15 protein-coding genes and 4 pseudogenes are annotated in these 20,074 nt (G+C 68.2%); 10 read left to right on the top strand and 9 right to left on the bottom strand.

Annotated elements, in window-relative coordinates; genetic code table 11:
- Nucleotides 1-101: 101 nt before the first annotated feature.
- Nucleotides 102-905, bottom strand: coding sequence for a hypothetical protein (locus ACY0PA_RS00505; protein WP_473082798.1), 804 nt, complete (start codon nucleotides 903-905; stop codon nucleotides 102-104).
- A gap of 1,699 nt (nucleotides 906-2,604) precedes the next feature.
- Here ACY0PA_RS00505 and ACY0PA_RS00500 point away from each other — a divergent pair.
- Nucleotides 2,605-2,934, top strand: a pseudogene (locus tag ACY0PA_RS00500) (M4 family metallopeptidase); the annotation flags it as partial.
- A gap of 51 nt (nucleotides 2,935-2,985) precedes the next feature.
- Here the strand turns inward: ACY0PA_RS00500 and ACY0PA_RS00495 are convergent.
- The 5 genes from ACY0PA_RS00495 to ACY0PA_RS00475 form a co-directional block, all read right to left on the bottom strand.
- On the bottom strand, nucleotides 2,986-3,987 hold the full coding sequence (locus tag ACY0PA_RS00495) for a GNAT family N-acetyltransferase (RefSeq protein WP_398378793.1): 1,002 nt from the start codon (nucleotides 3,985-3,987) through the stop codon (nucleotides 2,986-2,988).
- 32 nt (nucleotides 3,988-4,019) lie between these two features.
- Nucleotides 4,020-4,946 carry a type IV secretory system conjugative DNA transfer family protein gene (locus ACY0PA_RS00490; RefSeq protein ID WP_473082797.1) on the bottom strand — a complete coding sequence of 309 codons (927 nt, stop codon included), beginning with the start codon at nucleotides 4,944-4,946 and terminating at the stop codon, nucleotides 4,020-4,022.
- Between the two features lie 275 nt (nucleotides 4,947-5,221).
- Nucleotides 5,222-5,824, bottom strand: coding sequence for a hypothetical protein (locus tag ACY0PA_RS00485; protein WP_473082796.1), 603 nt, complete (start codon nucleotides 5,822-5,824; stop codon nucleotides 5,222-5,224).
- 807 nt (nucleotides 5,825-6,631) lie between these two features.
- Nucleotides 6,632-6,829 (bottom strand): DUF397 domain-containing protein, encoded by a 198-nt coding sequence (locus ACY0PA_RS00480; RefSeq protein ID WP_384267789.1) that lies wholly within the window; start codon nucleotides 6,827-6,829, stop codon nucleotides 6,632-6,634.
- On the bottom strand, nucleotides 6,826-7,707 hold the full coding sequence (locus ACY0PA_RS00475; protein WP_473082795.1) for a helix-turn-helix domain-containing protein: 882 nt from the start codon (nucleotides 7,705-7,707) through the stop codon (nucleotides 6,826-6,828). Before ACY0PA_RS00475 ends, ACY0PA_RS00480 begins: the two co-directional genes overlap by 4 nt.
- Before the next feature lie 1,035 nt (nucleotides 7,708-8,742).
- On the opposite strand from ACY0PA_RS00475, the gene ACY0PA_RS00470 reads away from it, so the two are divergent.
- The 3 genes and pseudogenes from ACY0PA_RS00470 to ACY0PA_RS00460 form a co-directional block, all read left to right on the top strand.
- On the top strand, nucleotides 8,743-9,183 hold the full coding sequence (locus ACY0PA_RS00470) for an ATP-binding protein (RefSeq protein WP_473082794.1): 441 nt from the start codon (nucleotides 8,743-8,745) through the stop codon (nucleotides 9,181-9,183).
- Nucleotides 9,155-9,421, top strand: coding sequence for a hypothetical protein (locus ACY0PA_RS00465; RefSeq protein WP_473082793.1), 267 nt, complete (start codon nucleotides 9,155-9,157; stop codon nucleotides 9,419-9,421). Before ACY0PA_RS00470 ends, ACY0PA_RS00465 begins: the two co-directional genes overlap by 29 nt.
- A gap of 201 nt (nucleotides 9,422-9,622) precedes the next feature.
- Nucleotides 9,623-10,719: pseudogene (locus ACY0PA_RS00460) on the top strand (ISL3 family transposase); the annotation flags it as partial.
- 117 nt (nucleotides 10,720-10,836) lie between these two features.
- On the opposite strand, the gene ACY0PA_RS00455 reads toward ACY0PA_RS00460, so the two are convergent.
- A complete protein-coding gene (locus ACY0PA_RS00455; protein WP_473082792.1) occupies nucleotides 10,837-12,162 on the bottom strand; it encodes a hypothetical protein in 1,326 nt (441 codons plus the stop codon).
- A gap of 10 nt (nucleotides 12,163-12,172) precedes the next feature.
- Nucleotides 12,173-12,769: a hypothetical protein gene (locus ACY0PA_RS00450; RefSeq protein ID WP_473082791.1), complete on the bottom strand. Its 597-nt coding sequence runs from the start codon at nucleotides 12,767-12,769 to the stop codon at nucleotides 12,173-12,175.
- Between the two features lie 221 nt (nucleotides 12,770-12,990).
- Here ACY0PA_RS00450 and ACY0PA_RS00445 point away from each other — a divergent pair, with 221 nt between their 5' ends.
- The gene (locus ACY0PA_RS00445; protein ID WP_473086196.1) at nucleotides 12,991-13,821 is read left to right on the top strand and encodes a glycosyltransferase family 2 protein; all 831 of its coding nucleotides are present in this window, start codon (nucleotides 12,991-12,993) and stop codon (nucleotides 13,819-13,821) included.
- A gap of 5 nt (nucleotides 13,822-13,826) precedes the next feature.
- Here the strand turns inward: ACY0PA_RS00445 and ACY0PA_RS00440 are convergent, their stop codons facing one another.
- Nucleotides 13,827-14,921, bottom strand: coding sequence for an NAD-dependent epimerase/dehydratase family protein (locus ACY0PA_RS00440; protein WP_473082790.1), 1,095 nt, complete (start codon nucleotides 14,919-14,921; stop codon nucleotides 13,827-13,829).
- Between the two features lie 143 nt (nucleotides 14,922-15,064).
- On the opposite strand from ACY0PA_RS00440, the gene ACY0PA_RS00435 reads away from it, so the two are divergent.
- The 5 genes and pseudogenes from ACY0PA_RS00435 to ACY0PA_RS00415 form a co-directional block, all read left to right on the top strand.
- Entirely contained in the window at nucleotides 15,065-16,381 is a 1,317-nt protein-coding gene (locus ACY0PA_RS00435; RefSeq protein WP_473082789.1) for a hypothetical protein, read from the top strand.
- Nucleotides 16,378-16,560: a hypothetical protein gene (locus ACY0PA_RS00430; protein ID WP_473082788.1), complete on the top strand. Its 183-nt coding sequence runs from the start codon at nucleotides 16,378-16,380 to the stop codon at nucleotides 16,558-16,560. The genes ACY0PA_RS00435 and ACY0PA_RS00430 overlap by 4 nt, the downstream gene beginning before the upstream one ends.
- Before the next feature lie 376 nt (nucleotides 16,561-16,936).
- Nucleotides 16,937-17,854, top strand: a pseudogene (locus ACY0PA_RS00425) (ISAzo13 family transposase); the annotation flags it as partial.
- Nucleotides 17,855-17,913: 59 nt separating this feature from the next.
- On the top strand, nucleotides 17,914-19,272 hold the full coding sequence (locus ACY0PA_RS00420) for an IS4 family transposase (RefSeq protein WP_473079566.1): 1,359 nt from the start codon (nucleotides 17,914-17,916) through the stop codon (nucleotides 19,270-19,272).
- Nucleotides 19,273-19,289: 17 nt separating this feature from the next.
- Nucleotides 19,290-20,003 (top strand): annotated as a pseudogene (locus ACY0PA_RS00415) (ISAzo13-like element transposase-related protein); the annotation flags it as partial.
- Nucleotides 20,004-20,074 lie beyond the last annotated feature (71 nt).

Below are 20,074 nucleotides of genomic sequence, written 5' to 3'. Positions count from 1 at the left end.
GTCGGGGTGTTCGGCGGGCCCTTCGCCGCCGTACACATCCCCAAGGAGCCGCACCCTGCAAAACGTGACCGCCAGGGGTGCACCAATTTCCACGCTTCGCGTCATGCGGCGCGCACCCACTCGGCCGCCACCGGCCGTAGCAAGCTGACCGCCCGCGAGCGGCGCTTGCGTGCGGCCGGCGTCGCCGCACCTGTGCGCTCGGCTTCCTCATGGACCACGCTCACGACCGAGCGGGCCTGCTGCAGTGGCAGAGACCCGTGATCGACGCCCCACGCCAGCAGCGCCACTAGCTCGCCCTCGGCGCCATCCAATTCCGCCGTGCCGGCGACCTGTTGGGCCTGGCCCCGCTCGATCAGCAGGCCCTGCGCGACCCGGTCGGCGACATCGTCGTCGGAGGCCGCAACGTCCCACAGATCATCGAGACGAAGCTCGCGCGCCTCGTCCGAGCCGAGCTCCCGGGTCGCGAGGTGCAGCGTCTCCAACATCACGTTCGCGGCGACCTTCGCCCGACGGCGCAGCGGGAAGGTCCGCGCGACGACGTACAGGCAGCCGACCACCACCTGCGCCACGTCGTCAAAGTCGCGCCGCGGGGTGAGCAGCGACTGCGTCAGGCGCACCATGCCCGGCACCATCGCCTGCACGATGACGCGCGCGGCCAGCTGCGCTTCCTGTCCCTCACCTGCGGCGCGATCGAGCAGAGTGATGAGCCACCGATCGCTGAACGCGACGTCGCGCCGAACAGCGAGGCAGGCGACGAGCTTGCGCAGCTCCTGCGACACCTCCCCGGCCGCAGCGACGCCGGCCTCCTCGATCCAGCCACGCACGAGGGCGCCGTTCGCCGGGTCGGCGCACACCAGCGCCCACTCCACATCCAGTCCCACGAAAACCCGCTGCGTAGCTCCCACGACACGACCCCTTTTCAAGTGCGTGTCGTGGACTCTCCTCAGCACCACTGCCCCGCCGAATACCCCAACCACCCGAATGCGCAGGTCAGGCGCTTGCCCAAAGAGTGACCCACCCCGAAACGCAGTGACCCGCGCCCCGCAAGGCACCCGACGCTCCCCTCTCACAGCCGCCCGACCCGTCGGGTGCGGGGCACGTGCCACGATCCAGGCGATGCGCAGTCAGGGAGCGCAGACGGACAGGGCGGGGAGGCCGGGCACGCGGTCGGTACGCTCCGGCCTCAGCGGTGAGGCCAGCCTCCGTCCGCGCCCTATGGCCCGAGGGCGCGAGACCGCAGTGAAGCGCGGCCGGTCGACGGCGTGTCCCACCTCCACCCGAACAGGCGAAACGGGCGCCCCGCACGGGGCACTGACTGGAGCCGTGCTTGAGGGTGGAACGGAGTGCGCTTTACCGCTGCAGCCGGAGCCGTTCCACCCCGGGCAACGGACGCAGCCACGCGCGTTCCGCAGCACAGTCAGCTATGCCCCAAACAGTGACCCACGCTGGAAAACCGCAGCTCACACCGTTCCACCCCAGTGGAACGGTGCCGGGTGCAGAACACGTTGCCGACCCGGTTCCACTCGGCGCGTACAAGCACACGTCCCCGCTGCACGGGCTGCCGCGGGCGCGCTGCTGCGCACCTACAGTCGAACTCCGAGCTCTCCCATGAGGCGCTGAGCGGCACGGCTCTCGCCGAAGCGGGGCGCCTGTAACGGGACGGCAGTTCAGACGGCTCCGACGCGATGGGCGAACGCCATGGCGCCGGGTACCGGCCGGGGGCGGCGCACCGGGCCGTGAGGCCCCACGCACCGCGTAGCGGTGTGAAGGGGCACAGTCGTCCGCGTACAAGCGACGGCCCGCTGATCGTCGAGTTCTACGTCACCCGCGACGCCCGGCCACTGCTGGAGACCGCGCTGAAGGTGATGGCGGTCAAGACGGTGGTGAACGAGGTGGCCGGCGACGAGCTGCCCGTTCCGATGCCGGTCGACATCACCATCCACGCCCTCACGGCGCAGTCTTGTCTGCCTCGATCGGCGTCACCGACCGCGGTGGCGGGTTGCCCTACAGGTGGCTTTTCAGCTTGCTTTCTAGGTTGCCTTCCAAGTTGCTTTCCAAGTTGCCCAATGGCAGCCCACCCCTGATGCACCGTGCGGGCGTTTTCGCAGGTCGGGGCGTCACGGGGTACTGCGCGCCGATGCCGATACCTCTCTTGTTCACCAAGAGAGGCTCTCCTCCTTCTTCCTCGCGCGCCGCTCGAACGCCGGGCCCGCCGTGCCATCGTTCTCAGTCGAATGGATCCCCGTCGCACAGGGCCTGCTGCGTCTGGCCGGCTTGGAGGCCGCCGCTGCGAACGCGCTGGTACTCATCGAGCTGGCACTCCGGCTGTTCGGCGCGGGTGCTCACCACCTGGTGGTCCTCGCCGTGCGCAACCCGCTGGCCGCGACAGCCGCCGTGGGCGGGCTGCTGTGGTGGTGCTACCACCGTGGCTACCTGGCGCGCGACAACTGGCGCCGGCGCTTGTCACGGGTGGGGGAGGCGACGGTGCCGCTACTGGAGCCGGCCGGTGCCGGGGTGGCTGAGCACCAGACGATCAGTGACTCGCTTGTGGTGGTGGTACCCCCGGCTTACCCCACCACAGAGCAGCTCGCGGCCCGGTACCTCTGGAAGAGCGGCGCGGGCAACGTCGACGTGCACTACTCGTCGGGCATCGCGAACCACTTCTTCTACCTGCTGTCGGAGGGCAGCGGGAAGAAGGAGATCAACGGAGTCTCGTACGACTCCCCGACCGCCGACGGTCAGCCGGCCGCGGGCATCGGCCGCGACAAGGCCGAGAAGATCTGGTTCAAGGCCGTGACGTCGTACTTCACGACGAACACGGACTACGCCGGCGCCCGCAAGGGCGCGCTGAGTGCGGCGTCCGGCCTGTATGGCGCCGACTCGGCGGAGTACAAGGCGGTCGACCGGGCGTGGGCCGCGGTCAACGTCAAGTGACGTCTGAAGCACCGTAGTTGTGGTGCGGCACCTTGGGTGCCGCCCCACTTCTCAGTTCACGATCAGTATGCCGATCATCGCCGCCCAGCACAGGGCGACAAGGACCGGAAGCAGCATCATGATGAGTCCGGTCGGCGACTGCTTGAGCCAGGCGTTGCCGTCGGCCTGGGTCTCGCGGCCCACTATCCGCTGCCCGCCGTGCCAGGCCATGTACTCCTCCAGCTCCATCGCGGCCCGCTTACGGGCACCGAGGTAGCGGCGGCCGTAACGCAGCATCTGCGAGAAAGCGAGCGCGGAGCCGAGCCCGATGACGCAGATGACCATCGCGAGGCTCTGCGAGATCTCCTCCATGGACCGGGTCGGCTCGCCCTCCTTGCCCAGGGTGAAGCCGAGCGCCGCCGCCAGGCCCGCGGTGATGTAGAAGAAGTTGTTCAGCTTGTGCCAGTTGGTGGTGTCCTCGTGCTTGTAGAGGTCGATGGCCACCGCGTACTGGGCCTGCAGCATCGCCTCGCGCGGCTTGCGCCACACCCAGACCATCCGCTGCTTGCCGTCGGGCGGCGTGAGCCGGGTCAGCTCCTCGAAGCCGAGCTTGCGGTGGAAGAGGGTGGACGCCTCGTTGTACGGCTCGCTGACGACGGCCGCGATCACCGGACTGGTCGACCACTGCTCCAGCACGTGGTGGTACAGGCGGGACGCCACCCCGCTGCGGGCGGCCCGGCGCGAGACGCAGATCTGCTTGATGACGAGGAACGCGCCGAGCGTCGACTTGATCCGGTGGTTCAGCCATTCGTCGGGCTCGATCTGCTCGTCGCTGTACGCCATCAGATAGCCGAGCACCTCGGTGCCCTTGACGGCTACCCAGAAGTGCTCGGCCGTGGTGAGCCGCGCCCGGTAGTCGGCCAGGGTGTAGTTCGACACCAGGAATCCGTCGCGTCCGGCCCGCTGCGGATCGGTGACGTCGAGCCGCCGGTCCGCGGCGAGTTCGACGATGCTCTGGAGGTGGGCCTCGCCGGCCCGGATGATCTCGATGGTGGCGGTTCCCGCCGTGGACATGCCTGACCCCCGTTGCTGGACGTGAGGCCAAGTTACCTTCTGCGTAAGGAAGTTGTCCGCGAGTGGATCAGCCTTCGTATTCCGTGAGGTCGATCTCGTGCACCTGGTGGGGCGATCCAAGGAGCGATCTCTCCACAGTCGAACCACTCCGGTGCCTGGGGTGCCTCGGCGAGCAGTTCCTTGACGTGCTGGGTGATGTGGGCGGCTTGGAACTCGCGCACCCAGGCGAAGTCGCCGCCGTCTGGGTCGGTCTTCTTGTCGGCGTACGCCCCGCGGCCCTTGACGTCCGTGTCGTATCCGAAGCGCGGCGCGTTCTGCCCGAAGGCCACGCCCCAACTCGCCATGTCCTGCTTACCAATGGTGATCTTCGTGCCGATCTGCTTCCGGCCGATCGTGCCGCCGAACAGCGCGTTGTCGAACTGCTGGGCGCCGACGACGACGTGGTGCCCCGAAGAGCGCCCCATCATCAAGATGATGGTGAACCAGTCGATGAACGGCGGCGTGCCCTTCTGCCGGATCCCGAACTTCCACCAGGTGTAGGCGAACCGGATGAGGGTCGGCAGTTCGTCGATGACGAGGAGCCGGGGCACCAGCAGCTGCCTCAGCTGCGGGTCTCCGTCCAGGCCGTTGGCCTTCTCCGCCGCGATCACCGACGTCATGAACTCGGCGATGGCGCCCATGCAGGCGCGGGTCGTCTTGTGGACCCGTACGCCACTGTGCCCTTCCGCCTCGATCATCGAGTTTTCCTTGTTGTCGAGGATGTTCACGACCCAGCCGTTCAGGCGCCCGTGTACCACGGGGATGTAGAGGACCGTGCTCTTGCCCGCGCCGGTGTCCCCGGCAACGCCCCAGTGAGGGGTGTCTGATTCGGTGGACACCACCACGTCGACGACCTGGTCACCCTCGATGGCCTGCCCGACGAACACCTTGAACGGGTTGCCCGTCGACTTCCACGGCACCGAGTCCGACAGCTGTGGCCGAGGCTTCGGCGCCGGCTTCGGCGTGAACTGGGCGTAGTGGCACCGGCCACGCTGGAAGTAGGCGCCCTTTCATTCACCGGGGATGCGGGTGGCGATGGCGAGGGCCAGCGCTGCGCGTTCCTTCTCGTGCCCGAGCTACTGCAGCGGCAGCCGGATGACGATGCGTGCCTCGTCACTGTGCAGGTCGTCGGAGAGGTCCAACCAGTAGCGCTCGCCGCGCTGCTGATCCTCAGCGGACAGGCGCAGGACCTGGATCAGTGCGGCCCACAGCCCGGGCTGTAGATCTGGCCATCGGTCCGGTCGGCACTCCGGCCACCCATCACCTTCACCAGAACGAGCACGAGGGGCACGACCATCGCGAGACCGACGAGCGTCTCGACGGGGGCACGCAACAGGCCGATTCCGGCGGCCACCGCACCCAGGCGCACGACAGAGCGCGCCACTCCCGGCCATTGGTGCCAGAATCCCAGCCGGGTCGCCCCGCCCGGGGTTGCTTCGCCGACGTCGGACTGTTCGACGGCGGACGTGGCTCCGTCCGCGACGTCGGCTCCTCCACCCATGGCGCCGGCGTCACTCAGCGGCCCGCGGTCCAGGAGGACGCCCCGGCGCAGAAACGTCGCGTCGCTCCTGGGCTCGCCCCACAGTGGCTGACCGGCGACGAAACGCCCCAGTCCGCCGATCACAACACCCAGCCCCTCAAGCTGTACGTCAGCTGCACCGTCGAACCCAGGCCGTTGCTTCTTCCCCTGCGTCGCGAGCCTGCGCGAGCCGAGCCCACCCATGACTCCGACGGCAACAGCGACGCTGACCACCCAAATCTGAAGCTCTTCCATGGTGTTGGGCAGCAGCGGGATCACCCAGGAGGCGATCCATCCCCCCTGCCCATCATCCGCTCGCGGAGGAGAGGCGGCGGCGGGACCATGGTCACGTCTCCTCACATCGGCTGAGGCAGCTGCCGCACCGCAGCCACCGAAGCGGATGATGGCCGTCGGCCCTCACCGCAGCACTCACCGTGTGACGCCCCCGGGGTCACGGAGGAATGACGATCCCAGTGGTAACCAAGCAGCCACAGGCTCAGGCCAAGCGCATTGGCCCATCCGCCCATCACGTCCAGCCCGATTTACTGATCGATCGGACTCTCCCGGCTCGGCGTCGTGATCGTTCGGCTGCCGCGGGCCAGGCTCGCCCTCGGGCCCAGGGAGGTCCCCACAGCCGTGGAGACGAGGAGCAAGCTATGAGTCCTGAGTGCAGGACGCCCTCGACCTGGTGCGCGGACGTCCCTTCGGTACCGGTCGACATCATCATCCACGCCTCACGGCGCAGGCTTGTCTGCGTCGATCGGCGTCACCGACCGCGGCGGCAGTTCTCGGTGGCGGGTTGCCCTACAGGTGTTGCCCAATGGCAGCCCATCCCTGATACACCGTGCGGGCGTCTTCGCAGTTCGGGGCGGCACAGGGTACTGCGCGCCGATGCCGATACCTCTCTTGTTCACCAAGAGAGGCTCTCCTCCTTCTTCCTCGCGCGCCGCTCGAACGCCGGGCCCGCCCTGCCAGCGTTCTCACATGAAGAAGGGGACCACCGCGTAGATGGTCCCCTTGCCTCTGCCCGGAACAGGGGGCGTCCCGTTGATCAATCAGGTGCCGCTTGGGAGGCGACGCGGGAGCTTAGGCCTGGCGACGGGTCACGAGGCTCAGGAAGGAGTGCCAGGCCTCTCCGTTCATGAAGATGGCCGGGCCGCCGGAGTTCTTGGAGTCGCGGACCCCGACACGCGGGGTGAGACGGACTTCGACGCACTCGCCGCCCTGGTCGTTGCTGTAGCTCGACGTGACCCAAGCTCGGTCGTCAGCTGCGTTGTACGTCACCTGCGGAACTCCTTGCTTGCATTCTTGATCATTTCCAGTGACTCCGGGATGGCCGGTGCCAGCACCTGCAGGTCCCGGAAGGTTTCCTCGTACTTGTCCACGTCGTCTTCGCGCCGTGACACACCGGCGTTGGCGAGGTTCTCCAGGTAGACGATGGGCTTGAGGATCGGGTGGCGGAACCGAAGCGATGTGAACGGTCCGTTCATGGCCGGGTGGTGGCCTGCCGAGAAGGGGATGACCTGGACCTTCACATTGGGCAGTGATGTGGCGAGCTCGGCGATGTGCGCGAGTTGATTGCCCATCACCTTGTCGCCGCCGACCGCACGTCGCAGGACGGCCTCGTTGAGGACGACCGACAACTTGGGTGACGCATCGGTGCGGTGCAGGATCTCCTGGCGGGTGACCCGTACCTTTACGACCCGGTCGATGTCGTCCTGGGTGAGACGGTCGTCGGCGTGGATCGTGCGGATGTACTCCTCGGTCTGCAGCAGGCCCGGCACGAACTCCGAGGCGTAGGTGTTCATTGCGGAGGCGGTGGCTTCCAGGCTGAGGTACGCCTTCAGCCCGGGGTAGATGACGTCGCGGTACTCGGGGGACTGCCACCAGTCCCGCTTGGTCTTGGTGACCGTCGCGTAGCCCTTGAGGATCGCGGTCGTCTCGGTGGAAGCCTCGTAGATCTGGCACAAGGCCATCACGTCGGCAGGCTCGACGATGCCGTTGTCCGCCGTCTCCAGGCGGGTCAGTTTCGACCCGGCCCAGGCCAGCTCCCGGACGACCTCGGCCGCCTTGAGGTTGGCCTCTGTTCGGAGCCGGCGAAGTTCGCTGCCGAGCTGCAGACGGCACAGTGCCGGTGTCGCTGACTCGATGGCCTCGTTCATCCGATTGTCCTCCCCTTGCATGGCTTCAGTCTCGCCGCGAACGTTCGCCGGTGGCAACGCATCTTCCGCGTCAGAAGCGAACGTTTCCAAATCATCGTCAACTCACTTCTGCTGAAGGCAAGTTGCGAACAGATTTCTCTCAACAGAATTCTGCCAGAGCAGTTCCACTGGCGCCTTTGCTCTGCCATGCTGCATCTGGGCAGCACGACGAGTACCCATGCGTGAGCGCATGGTGATCTTCCGGCTGGTGCTCTTCACCAGTCATTACCTAGAGGTGAGGACTCATGTCCGCGACAACTCCCGGCACGGCAGCGAGCCAGCCGGTTACCCGTCCCGCGGCCGCTGACGTACGCGCGCGGCAGATCGATCCGTTACAGATGACGCCTGATGAAAGGCAGCGAGTCCGGGGGAGTCGGTGCGCTCGATGCAGCGGCACTGAGGACCTCCAAGACAACGGCATCGCGCATACCGGCAGCGGCCGGGGCCGTCTGGCTTGGTGGGTCAAGACGTGCAGGCACTGCCGCAACACCGGGGGGACACAGTGACCGCGCGGCTCGCTGCTGATGAGGTTCTACGGATCAGGCGTCGTCTCGGCCATCACGTCCTGATCGTCCTCGATGAATGGGGCACCCCGCTCGGGCCGGTGCTCGACAATCGCGCCCGCAGTGCCGTGGAGATGGTCGTACCCGCTGGCACCGCAGCCACGTGGCCCGATCTGCCCGGTACGCGGTGCGTGTCCGGCGCCCGCCTCCCCGGCCCGTCCCGAGCGTGGATCTCACCCACCGGCCCCACTGCCGCGGTGTCCACAGATCCGGACGCCTTGTGTGAGGCCGTCACCGTCGCTCTCGCCCAGCTCGCGGCGCCCTTGCTCGGTGCCGTGCACCCCCACCCAGAAGAGGGGCGCTTATGACCGACGACAAGCCGCCGACGCCCTTGATCGGGCCGCCGATCTTCGCGCCGTGGACCCGGCCCGCGCTGCGTCCCGTGCCTCGGCCCTGTTTGGCCGATGCCAGCCCGAGCCTGCGCTGTGCGACCGTGACGCTTCCTGGTCGCAGTTACAGCCGCGATACGCCCAGGCGCGCCCGTGCCTACGTCCGCGACTTCCTGCGTGAGTGGAACGTCCCCGAGTCCGTCGTCGAGGTTCTGGCGCTTGCCGTCAGTGAGTTCGCGACCAATGCACTGGCACACGTCGATCACGACACGGTGGACGTACGGGTGTCGGTCACCGAAGACGAGGCGGTTGTCTCCGTCACGGACCGGGGACTGTCCGGGCTGCCCACCGTCCGCACCGAGACCCTCCCTGACGACGAGCACGGCCGCGGGCTCGCACTCGTCGAGGCTCTCGCCGACCGGCTCGAAGTCCTCGCGCACCAGCAGTCCACCGAAGTGCTGGCAGCGGTCACCCTCTCCGGCCACGCCCGCGACACCGGCAGGGGAGGCACCAGCGATGATGACGCGCCCCGCGCTCACGGGTGACCTGCCCGCCATCCGCCAGCAGATGACCTGGACGTGGCCGGCCACCTGGTATGCCCAGGACCTCACCCGTGACGCGGTGGCCGACGCCTACGAGGCATGGGGCCTCACCCTGCACACGGCCGGCATGGCAGGCGCGGTTGGTTCCCCACGGCAGCAGGCCGCGGCACATTGTGTCGTGCTGCGGCCCGCTGCACTCAACGGTGGCAGGAGTGTTTCCCGATGCCCCACCTTCGTCTAGTTTGCCGACCTGCTGCGCCTCCGGATGGCCGCCCGGGGCACACGTCCCAGCGGTCACCCCCCGCGCCGGCCTCCCTATGGGGAACGACACCGGGGATTAGACGCCGCCGGCGCGCGGCGGGAGATGAGTGTCCTGGCCACCTTCGCCCTGGTGGTCGTCGGCTTCGCCGGCACCACAGGGAGCGGCAGCGTAGACGGCTCCCTGCGCGCCCTGCTGCGCATCCCGCTGCTCACCGGACGGGTGCCCCGCGTGATCGGCGTCGACGACTTCGCTCTGCGCCGGCGTCACCGCTATGCCACGGTGGTGATCGACGCCGAGACCCATGAGCGGGTCGACGTGCTGCCCCACCGCACGGCCGACACCCTGGAGGCGTGGCTGCGTGAGCATCCGAGCGTCGAGGTCGTGTGCCGTGACGGCTCCGCAACCTACGCCGAGGCCATCCGCCGCGCCCTGCCCGACGCGGTGCAGGTCGGTGACCGCTGGCATCTGTGGCACAACCTGTGCGAAGCCGCGCTGAGCGAGGTGAAGGCGCACAGCAACTGCTGGGCCACCGTGCTGGACGCACCCCTGTACGACGGGCCCCGCGCACAGACCACCCTGGAACGCTGGCACCAGGTCCACGGCTTGCTTGACCAGGGCGTGGGGCTGCTCGAATGTGCCCGCCGTCTGCAACTGGCGTTGAACACCGTCAAACGCGATGCCCGTGCAGATCGGCCCGAGCGGATGCTCCGCGTCCCCAAGTACCGTGCCAGCCTTGTCGATCCCTACCGCGAGCACCTGCGCAAACGCCGGACCGAGGACCCCGCCGTCCCCGTCCAGCACCTCTTCGAAGAGATCCAGGCTCTCGGCTTCATGGGCTGTCTCAACCTCCTGCACAAATACATCAACCAAGGCCGCGCGGATGCCGACCGCAGCTACATCTCCGCGCGCAGATCGCCCGGATGCTCCTCACCAGGCCCGACAACCTCAAGACCGAGCATCACCAGCTCCTGACACGACGCACCGTCGCCTGCCCCGAGATGACCCAACTGTCCTCCAGCATTGGGGACTTCGCTCAGCTCCTGACGCCTCGCGCCGGAAATACCGACGCGCTCACACGCTGGATCACGAAGGTCCGCGGAGTCGACCTGCCTCATCTGCATGCCTTCACTCGGGACCTCGACGCCGTGATCGCCGCGCTCACACTCCCCTACAGCAACGGTCCGACCGAGGGCGTCAACACCAAGACCAAGCGGATCGCGCGCCAGATGCACGGACGAGCAGGCTTCACCCTTCTTCGCCACCGCATCCTCCTCGGATATCGGCACCCTCCGTCACCACCGAATGAGAGACGGGGCCGTTCTTCTTACAGTCCCTGATGCGCCAGAGCAGTCCAGCGAGGTGGGCGGGCCTGGTGATGGCGCCGGTCGATCGGTTCAGGCAGCGGCCGGATGCCCGGCGGCCTTGCCGGTGGCGTCCCGGCGCATGGCGGTCATGCCCAGGTCCGCCATGCGGGGCACAAAGGCAACGTTGAGTTTGTCGACCGGGTGGAGCAGGCCCCGTTCGCAGGTCTCTGCCAGCCACACCGTGCAGTCGGCGGGGTAGGCGGGGTTGACCCCGATCTCGCCCTTGGGGAGGAACCCGTTGAACGGCGTCGCGATCTGGTGATGGTTCCAGTAGTTCCAGGCCCGAAGGGCCTTGGTCTGCTCGAAGGCGAAGTAGAGCTGCGGATAGCGCTGAAGAATGCGCATCTCGCGGAAGAGCGTCTGTCCCAGCAGGGACGGCGCACTGTGGGCAAGGCTGTCGAAGTCCTGGCCCTGGAAGGTGAAGGTGGTCGCGTCCTGGCCGGGGTCGAGGGCCAGAGCGGTGAGCAGGTGGGAGAGGCGGTCGCGGGTGTACTGCGCTGCGGCGGGGGCGAGCGGGGGCTCGATGTCGGCGATGAGGTCGTGCAGGCGCTGGTGGTCGGGGTGGAAGCGGGACAGGTCGAACAGTTTGTCCATGCCGTTGACGGCGGAGAACGCCAGGCGTTTGTAGAGGTGGTTGTTCATCTCGCCAAACTCCGCGAACGCCTTCGTCTCGGTGCTGGTGGAGTGGAGCATCAGGTACTCCGACAGCACCTCGAAGTACACGTAGCCAAGGAACGGCAAGTCCCGGACGGCGGCGGCGAGCTGGTCCACGAACGGGCCCGGCTCAGTCCGGCGTCCGGTGGCGTTGGCCAGGACTGCGTCCAGGAAAGGGGCGGCCTTGCGGATCTGATGCAGCGCTCTTTCGCGTAGTCGATGGTCCTCGGCCTCGGTGAGGAAGCTGCGGTGGTTCAGGTAGGTGCGTAGGTGGAGGGGGCCGAGCCGCAGGTATTCGATGCCCTTGGCCGGTGCCGGGGCGTTGGGCGTGATCTCGATCATCAGGGTTTGGGTGTGCGGCTTGGTCTGCAGGAGGTAGGCGCCGAGGTTGTGCGGGCGCAGGCCGGCGGGGGTCTCGGTCAGCGGTGCGCAGTACAGCGCGGCGAGCAGGCATCCGGAGGAGCCGTAGAGCTGGCCGCTGGCACGGATGGCGTCCAGTGCGTTCGTGGTGTGCATCAGATGGATGGGGCGGCCGCTGGTGAGCGCTTGGGTCATGGCGTTGTGGGCGAGGAGATGGCCGCCGGGGGTGTCGTGCTGCAGTCGGCGGCGCCAGTCGTCCTCGTTCTCGGCGCACCCGGTCGCCACGGGGCGGGTGCGGGGGTGGGTGTAGTCGGTGTGGGCGTCGTCGAGGTCGGTGTCCACGGAAGGTCTCCTACTGGCCGGGGGTGAGGAAGCGGCGGGCGTCGGCGAGGGCGTGTGGGTGGGCGGTTCCGGCAAGGGCGGCCTGCTCGCTGCGCACGACGAGGGCGAAGGCGGCCGGGGGCAGCCAGTGGGGCACCGGAATGCGCAGCCGGGCCAGGTCCGGCCACCACCGGCGAAGCGGCAGGCGGTAGCGGTCCAGGCAGTCGGCCGCCTTGAGGACGTCGACGAGGTGCGGGGCGCGTCGGTAGGCGCGCTCCTGGCGCGCGGTGAAGTGGTCGTAGGGCACGTCATGCAGGGCGATCGCCTGCGCCGCCCGGTGCAGTGCGGCCACCGGGACCTCGCGGCCCATCGCGCGGGTGACCATGACGGTGTGGCGGAGGAACCACGACGCTGCCCGTTGTCCGTGACCGGGATCCGTGCGGTCATCGCGCCGCCGGCAGTCGTGGACGGCGCCGGCGGCGCAGAGGGCCGCGACGTCGTCGCCCTCGAGCCCGTACTCCTGGGCCAGGAGTACGGCGAGCAGGCTGACGCGGGCGTTGTGGCGGACGCCGTGGTTGGCATCGGCCTGGCGTGCGGTCGCGAACCACGATCTGGCGGGTACGAGCATGAGTCCCGGGCGTGGGAAGCTGGGCGCGGCATCAAAATTTGCCGGACGGTTGTCCCTAATCCACCCGAGCGTCATCTGATCCATCGGCTGGTGAGCGGGCAGCCGGCGCTGAGAGGCAAGTTCATGCAGGCAGGCGCGGCCGGGCTCAGTGGTATCGGTCATGGCGTCCTTCACACAGATGGGTACGAAAAGGCGTGAAGCTGGGCGTGGCGATCCTGACGATGGGCACCCGGCCCAAGGAGCTGGCGGAGCTGCTGGCCTCGGTCCATGCGCAGACCACTTCGGCGGCGCGCACCGTGGTGGTGGCCAACGGGTGCGCGATGCCCGATCTGCCGCCGTGGGTCGAGACGGTGCAGCTGGAGGAGAACCTGGGGGTGACCGGCGGCCGCAACGCCGCCCTGGAACACCTGCGGGACATGGACCTGGTGCTGGACCTGGACGACGACGGCCTGCTGGTTGCCGACGACGTCTTCGCCACCATCCACGCCCTGTACGAGGCGGACCCGCAGCTGGGAATCGTCGGCTTCCGTATCGCGGACGAGACCGGAGTGACCCAGCGCCGCCACGTGCCCCGGCTGCGGGCCGGTGATCCGATGCACAGCGGGGAGGTGACCGGCTTCCTCGGCGGGGCTCACGTCCTGTCCACGACGATGCTGGAGCAGGTCGGCTACTGGCCGGACGCCTTCTTCTTCGCGCACGAGGAGACCGACATGGCCTGGCGGGCGATCGACGCCGGCTGGCGGGTGCGCTACGAGCCGCGGCTGCTGCTCCAGCACCCGCGCACCTCCCCGGCCCGGCACGCGTTCTTCTACCAGGTCAATGCCCGCAACCGGGTCTACCTGGCACGCCGGCACCTGCCCGCGGTGCTGGTGCCGGTCTACCTGGGCGTGTGGGTGGCTATGACGCTGGCCCGCACCCGCAGCCTTGCCGGGCTGCGGGCCTGGTTCGGCGGTTTCGCCGAGGGCTGGCGCACCGAGTGCGGGCGCCGGAAGCCAATGCACTGGCGCACCGTGTTCCGGCTGACCCGCCTCGGCCGCCCCCCGGTGATCTGAATCCCTCACGCAGTAGTCCGGGCCTCGGCGTGCAGCCACGCCGGAATCGCCTGAGGGGTCCGCTCCAGCCACTGAAGGTAGCGGCTCACCCCGTCCTCGATGTCCACCCGCGGAACCCAACCCAGCACCTTCTCCATGCGGGTGATGTCGGCGCAGGCGCCGAGCGGATCACCCTGCGGCCGCGGAGTCTCGATGACCGGCGCACCGGGATGGTGACGGCGCACCAGGTCGGCGACCTGCCGGATGGAGGTGGCGCGGCCGGTACCGACGTTGAGCGTCGTACGGTGGGCGCGCTCGGTCACGGCCGACAGCAGGGTCGCCTGCGCGATGTCGTCGACGTGCACGAAGTCCCGAACCTGGTGGCCGCCGCCGTTGAGGTGCAGCGGCAGGCCGAGCGCGGCCCGCATGGCGAACCAGGCCACCACCCAGCTGTGGCTGTTCTCCTTGACCACCTGCGGCTGCCCGTAGACGGAGAAGTACCGCACGATCGCGTATGAGTCGTCGGCGCCGCCCAGGGCCAGGGCAGTCTGATGCTCGCCCCACAGTTTGGTGTTGGCGTAGACCGACCCGGGCGTCAGCGCATCCTCCTCGCTGAACCGGGCCGCCGCGTCTGTCGAACCGTTGCCGACGCCGTAGACGCTGGCCGAGGAGACGAAGACCAGCCTCTTCAGCGTGCCGCTGTGCCGGGCCGCGGCATCCAGCACGGTCTGGGTACCGCGGATATTGGCTTCCAGCGCAGCCGCCGGATTACGGGTGCACTCCGCGACGTCGGCCAGCGCCGCGGCGTGGATGACGTAATCACTGCGCGACACCAGGTCGTTCATCAGCGCGGCGTCGGTGATGTCGCCGGCGACGACGTCCACATCCCCGGGCGAGATGCCGAACACGGAGGAGTAAACGGAACTGCCGTAGGCATCCAGCCGGCCCACGGCCAGCGGCTTGGCGCCCAGCGCACGCAGCTGGTGCACGATGCGGCTTCCGACCAGCCCGAAGCCCCCAGTCACCGTGACGGTGGCGCCGGACAGATCAGCGAAGCGATCCCTTGTGTTCACGCGAGGACCAGCCCTTCTCGACGGCGCCACACCGATGCGCGGCGTCACGCCCTCGAGGACACCACCGGCCGTCTGTCGCGCTCCAGGGGATGACTGTGTGGCCGGTGTGTGCCCGGACCCGGTGAAGCCTCCTCAACCGCCGCCCGGGTACGGCATGGTGGACGAGCGGCATCGGTATCCGAGGGGGCGACATGGATCTGGACTGTCATCCGCTGGCGCACCTGCGCCGCATTCACCACTGGTCCATGAACGACCTCGCCCGCCTGCTCCGTGACCAGGCCCGACGACGCGGCCTGCGCAGCGGCATCGACCGCAACCGGATCTGGCTCTGGGAAAGCGGCGCCACCACACCGAGCGAGGAGAGCCAGTTGCTGCTGGCAGCCCTCCTCGACGTTCCGGCCGCCGCGATCGAGCATCTGAGATGGCCCGACTGGCTGCCCGCCTTCGAACAGCCCGCCCCGTTCAGCCCCTCGGGAAGCTGGGCCGCCCTGAGAGAGGTACAGATCACCCGCATGGACCGACGATCCTTCCTGGTACTCAGCAGCAGCACCCTCATCGACGTCGCCGCCGACTGGGCCCGCATCGAGCCCCGCCATCTGTCCCAAGCCCTCGACGGACAACACATCGACGAAGAACTCCTGACATGGCTGGAACAGCGCTCCGGCGAGCTCCGCGCCCTTGCCGCCGGGCCGCACCGACAGGTCCCTGGTCTCATCGACGCCCACCTGGACACCGCGATCAACATGATCACCCAGGACCGCTACACCCAGGCAACAGGCCGCCGCCTCCACGCCGTAGCCGCCGACCTCGCGCACTGCGCCGCATGGCTGCGCTTCGACGCCGACCGGCACGCCGATGCCCAACGCCACTGGCAGGCCGCCGTCCACGCCGCCCACCAAGCCGGTGACCGCGATCTCGCCGCAGTCGCATTATCTGATCTCGCTTACCAGGCCACCTGGCTGTCCAGGCCCGCCGATGCGATCAAAGTGCTGGAGCATGCCCGCTCCCGTACCCGTACGCCAGCCGCCCGGTCCCTGCTCGACGTACGCCGCGCACGTGCCTGCGCCGTACTCCAAGACCGCACAGGAACCCAGCGCGCGCTGACGTCCGCCGAGACTGAGCTGAACCGGATGCACCCGCATGACACACCCCCCGTGGTCTCCTGGATGTCGATGGCAGACGTCAACGCCGATGCCGGACGCTGCTGGCTCGACCTCGGCGACCCCGACCGCGCCGGCACCGCGATCGACTCCGGACTGAGCGAACTCGATCCACACCGCTCCCGTACCAAAGCGGTGTTCCTGACCTACCGGGCCGAAGGCTCCCTCCACAACCGCGACGCCTCCGCCACCGCAGCCGATGCCCGCGCCGCTCTCGACACCGCCCTCGACTCCGGCGCCACTCGCTGCATCGACCTCGCCTCCGCACTCATCCGCCGCCTGAACGACCGGACCGAGCGCCCGATGATCGAGCTGCGCGAGTATGCCCGGGAACGACTCGCTGGATGATCCGACCAGCAGTAGGGAACCGGCCACCGTGGGTCGTGTCCGGGCACTGGCGGACTTACAAGTCGGACCGCTACAGCGATGAGTTGCGGAACTCCCCGCAGTGGATCCCGTCCTATGTGAAGGGCCCGGAGGGTGCGCCACTGCTGTCGACGGAGAAGGTCAACGTCTGGCGGCGGTGACCGGGACAAGCCGACGGCCCAGCACCGGTGGCCCTGGCACGTCTGTCGTAACGGTGCTGGGTAACCTGACGCCCGCCAGGATGGAATCGGCAGGGGGGCAACAACCGTGGCGCGGAGGAAAGACGGTACGGAGAAGAACCGGCGGACGCCGCTGCCGGATGTCGCGCGGCAACTATTCGTCTTCTCCGGGAACGAGTGCGCATGGGGTGACCCAAAGTGCACGACACGATTCGTCACCGCAGAGGACGGCTGGGTAGGGGAGATCGCCCACATCATTGGCGCGGAGCCAGGGGCCTGCCGATCAATAACTCTTAGGTTTTCGTGGGCTGTTGGGTCGTAGGATGCGGGGGTGTCAGAGGGGACGAAGGCAGAGCTGGTGGATGCGTTCGGGCTGTTGCTGCCGCATCTCGATGAGCGCCAGCAGCGCCTGACGCTGGGCGCCGCGGCCCGCGTTCTGGGCCACGGCGGGATCCGCATGGTGGCCGGAGCGGCCGGGGTGGCGGAGTCCACGGTGTCGCGCGGGAAGCGGGAGCTGGAGCACGCGGAGGAGCCCGCTGGCCGGGTCCGGGCACCGGGCGCGGGTCGGAAGCCCTTGAGGGAGGCCGATCCGGGGCTGGTGCCCGCGTTGCTGGCGCTGGTCGAGCCGGACCAGCGCGGCGACCCGGAATCTCCGCTGCTGTGGACGGTGAAGTCCACCCGGAATCTGGCGGCCGAGCTGACGCGCCAGGGGCACCGGGTCGCTTCGGACACGGTGGCCACGCTGTTGAAGGCGGAGGGCTTCTCCCTGCAGGGCACCTCGAGGACCACCGAGGGGGCCCGGCATCCGGACCGGGACGCCCAGTTCCGCTACATCAACGACCAGGTCACGGCGTACCTTGCCGACGGGCAGCCGGTCATCAGCGTGGATGCCAAGAAGAAGGAGACGCTGGGCAACTACGCGGTCATCGGACGCGAGTGGCATCGCGCCGGGCAGCCGGTGCAGGTCCGCGCGCACGACTTCCCCGAGAAGGGTGCCCAGAAAGCGGTGCCGTACGGGATCTACGACATCGGCGCGGATACCGGCTGGGTGTCGGTGGGCTGCGACGGGGACACCTCTGCCTTCGCGGTGGCCACTTTGCGCCGCTGGTGGAACGGCGAGGGGCGCCGCCGCTACCCGCACGCTTCTCGCCTGTTGGTCACCGCCGACGCCGGAGGCTCCAACGGCTACCGTGTGCGTGCCTGGAAGAAGGAACTCGCCGATTTCACCTATGAGTCGGGCCTTGATGTGACTGTCTGTCACTTTCCACCGGGAACACAATGCCGTTGTTTGAAGGTTCATTGAGTTGGTAGTGACGGACTGAGCGTCGCGCCGTTATGCGGGGTGTGCATCCGTGGAGCGGGGTATCTGAGCGAGTGCGGCTGGGCTTGATCACACAGTGGGTGACGCCCGAGTTGGTGGACGAGGTCCTGTCGGAGTGTCGCAAACGGGACCGTCGGCCGGGAGCGTTGCCGGCGGGGTTCATGGTCTACTTCACACTCGCGCTTGCGCTCTTCCACCAGGACTCCTACGACGATGTCGCAGAACAACTGGTAGGTGGAATACAGGAGTTGAGCGAGCACATCCCGCACAAGGCGTCTTTCACCCGGGCTCGGGAGCGCCTGGGACCGGAGGTTGTCGAGCGGATCTTCCACCGTCTGGCCGGTCCGCGGGCCCCTGCGGGGCTGGCCGGGTCCTTCTACCGGGGGATGCGTCTCGCTGCGGTCGACGGGTTCCTGCTGGACGTGCCGGACAACGAGGCCAACCGACTCGCCTTCGGCGGCCCGAAAGACTCCAGCGGGAAACCGGGCGGGTTTCCGCAGGTGAGAGTCGTGACGCTGACCGAGACCGGCACACACTCTTCCATCGACGCCCGGGTGGGCGGCTACAACAGCGGTGAACGCGACCCAGCCGTGGCAATGGCTGCCTCGGCCTCCGGGATGCTCGTGATCATGGACCGGGGGTTCCCCGGGGTGGAGTTGTGGAAGGCCTACACCGGCGCCGGTGCCCACCTCCTGCTGCGGGCCCGCTCGTGTGTGGCACGCAGCCCAGTACGACACCTGCCCGACGGCACCTACCTGGCACGCATGAACCTCGCGGGGCAGAAGGGCGCCCATCCGGGCGGTGTGCTGGTGCGCGTGATCGAGTACCGCGTCGACGGGGGCGAAGTGATCCGCCTACTGACCGACCTCTTCGACCACGACGCCTACCCAGCAAGGGAGTTGGCGGTCTTGTATCACGAAAGATGGGAGGTGGAATCGGCCTATCGGCAGATCAAGACCTTCCAGCGGGGCCGGCAGGAAGTTCTGCGATCCACCGACCCACAGCTGGTGAGCCAGGAAGTGTGGGCGCACCTGGTCGTGCACCACTGCCTGACCGGCATCATCATGCAACTCGCCGACAACAACGGCATCGACCCGGACCGCATCTCGTTCGTCAAGGTCCTCAAGCACACCCGACGCAGCGTGGTCCGCCAGCTCGCCGACACCCCGCCGAAGATCCGCAGGTTCCTGACCGCGCTGGCGGCGAAGGTCCGCCGGAAACTCGACAGCGGCACCCGCCGACTGCGAGAGGCAGACCGCTTCCTGAAACGGCCCAACTCGCTGTACTCCTACCGGCCGAAGAACAAACCGAAAGCCCCACCACGCCACGTACCCGCCAGGACCATCACACTGCAGGCGACGATAGTTCAGTAGTCAAACAACGGCATTGACCGGGAACATCGAAGTGGAACAAAATAGACCACCGGCTGTTCTCACAGATCAGCATCAACTGGCGTGGCAGGCCCCTGACCAGCCACGAAGTCGTCGTCAGCACCATCGGAGCGACCACGACACGCAGCGGGCTGTCCGTCCACGCCGAGCTCGACCCCGGCGCCTACCCCACTGGCGTCACCGTCCCCGACACCGTCATGGAGCGCCTGCCCCTGACGCCGCACGAGTGGCACGGCACGTGGAACTACACGTTGCGCCCCGAACCGCTGGCTCCCGAACCGCCCCCGCCCAGCGCCGAGTTCGGGCGCTTTCCCACCGGGGACAAGCTCCCCGCCTGGCTGCGGCACCCCAGCCTCACCGGACTCGAGCCCGCTGCCTTTGACGATCTCGCCGTCCGCTACCGAGCCTGGCGTGCCGAGCACCCGCCGATCTTCCTGCCCGGGAAACGCCCCGACGGCGGCCCCGGCGCCGGCGGCAGGCGGCTCTCCGTCTCCGACCAGCTTGTCGTCTTCCTCCTCAAGAGGCGCTGGTCGATGACGAACGCCGTTCTCGCCGAGGCGACCAGCCTGGCCAAGAGCAGAATCGGCGCGACCCTCCAGGAGGTCACCCCCGTGCTCACCGCGCTCGGGCACAAGATCCCGGCCGGCGCCCTCACCGTGACCACGGCACAACAACTCGCCGCGATCGCCGAGCACGACCCCACCCTCCCGTAATCCCCACCAAGATCGACGAGTTATTGATCGGCAGGCCCCTGCAGCAAGTACCGAGGGAAGATTCGGGCGGC

Source organism: Streptomyces sp. DS1-CR2 (assembly GCF_055760475.1).
This window is presented reverse-complemented; position numbering and strand designations above follow the sequence as displayed.

Coding starts and splice junctions, on each gene's coding strand:
- ACY0PA_RS00495 (WP_398378793.1), bottom strand. CDS start 3,987: ATGTCCACGGCGGGAACCGCCACCATCGAGATCATCCGGGCCGGCGAG.
- ACY0PA_RS00475 (WP_473082795.1), bottom strand. CDS start 7,707: ATGAACGAGGCCATCGAGTCAGCGACACCGGCACTGTGCCGTCTGCAG.
- ACY0PA_RS00465 (WP_473082793.1), top strand. CDS start 9,155: ATGATGACGCGCCCCGCGCTCACGGGTGACCTGCCCGCCATCCGCCAG.
- ACY0PA_RS00450 (WP_473082791.1), bottom strand. CDS start 12,769: ATGCTCGTACCCGCCAGATCGTGGTTCGCGACCGCACGCCAGGCCGAT.
- ACY0PA_RS00445 (WP_473086196.1), top strand. CDS start 12,991: ATGGGCACCCGGCCCAAGGAGCTGGCGGAGCTGCTGGCCTCGGTCCAT.
- ACY0PA_RS00435 (WP_473082789.1), top strand. CDS start 15,065: ATGGATCTGGACTGTCATCCGCTGGCGCACCTGCGCCGCATTCACCAC.
- ACY0PA_RS00430 (WP_473082788.1), top strand. CDS start 16,378: ATGATCCGACCAGCAGTAGGGAACCGGCCACCGTGGGTCGTGTCCGGG.
- ACY0PA_RS00420 (WP_473079566.1), top strand. CDS start 17,914: ATGCGGGGTGTGCATCCGTGGAGCGGGGTATCTGAGCGAGTGCGGCTG.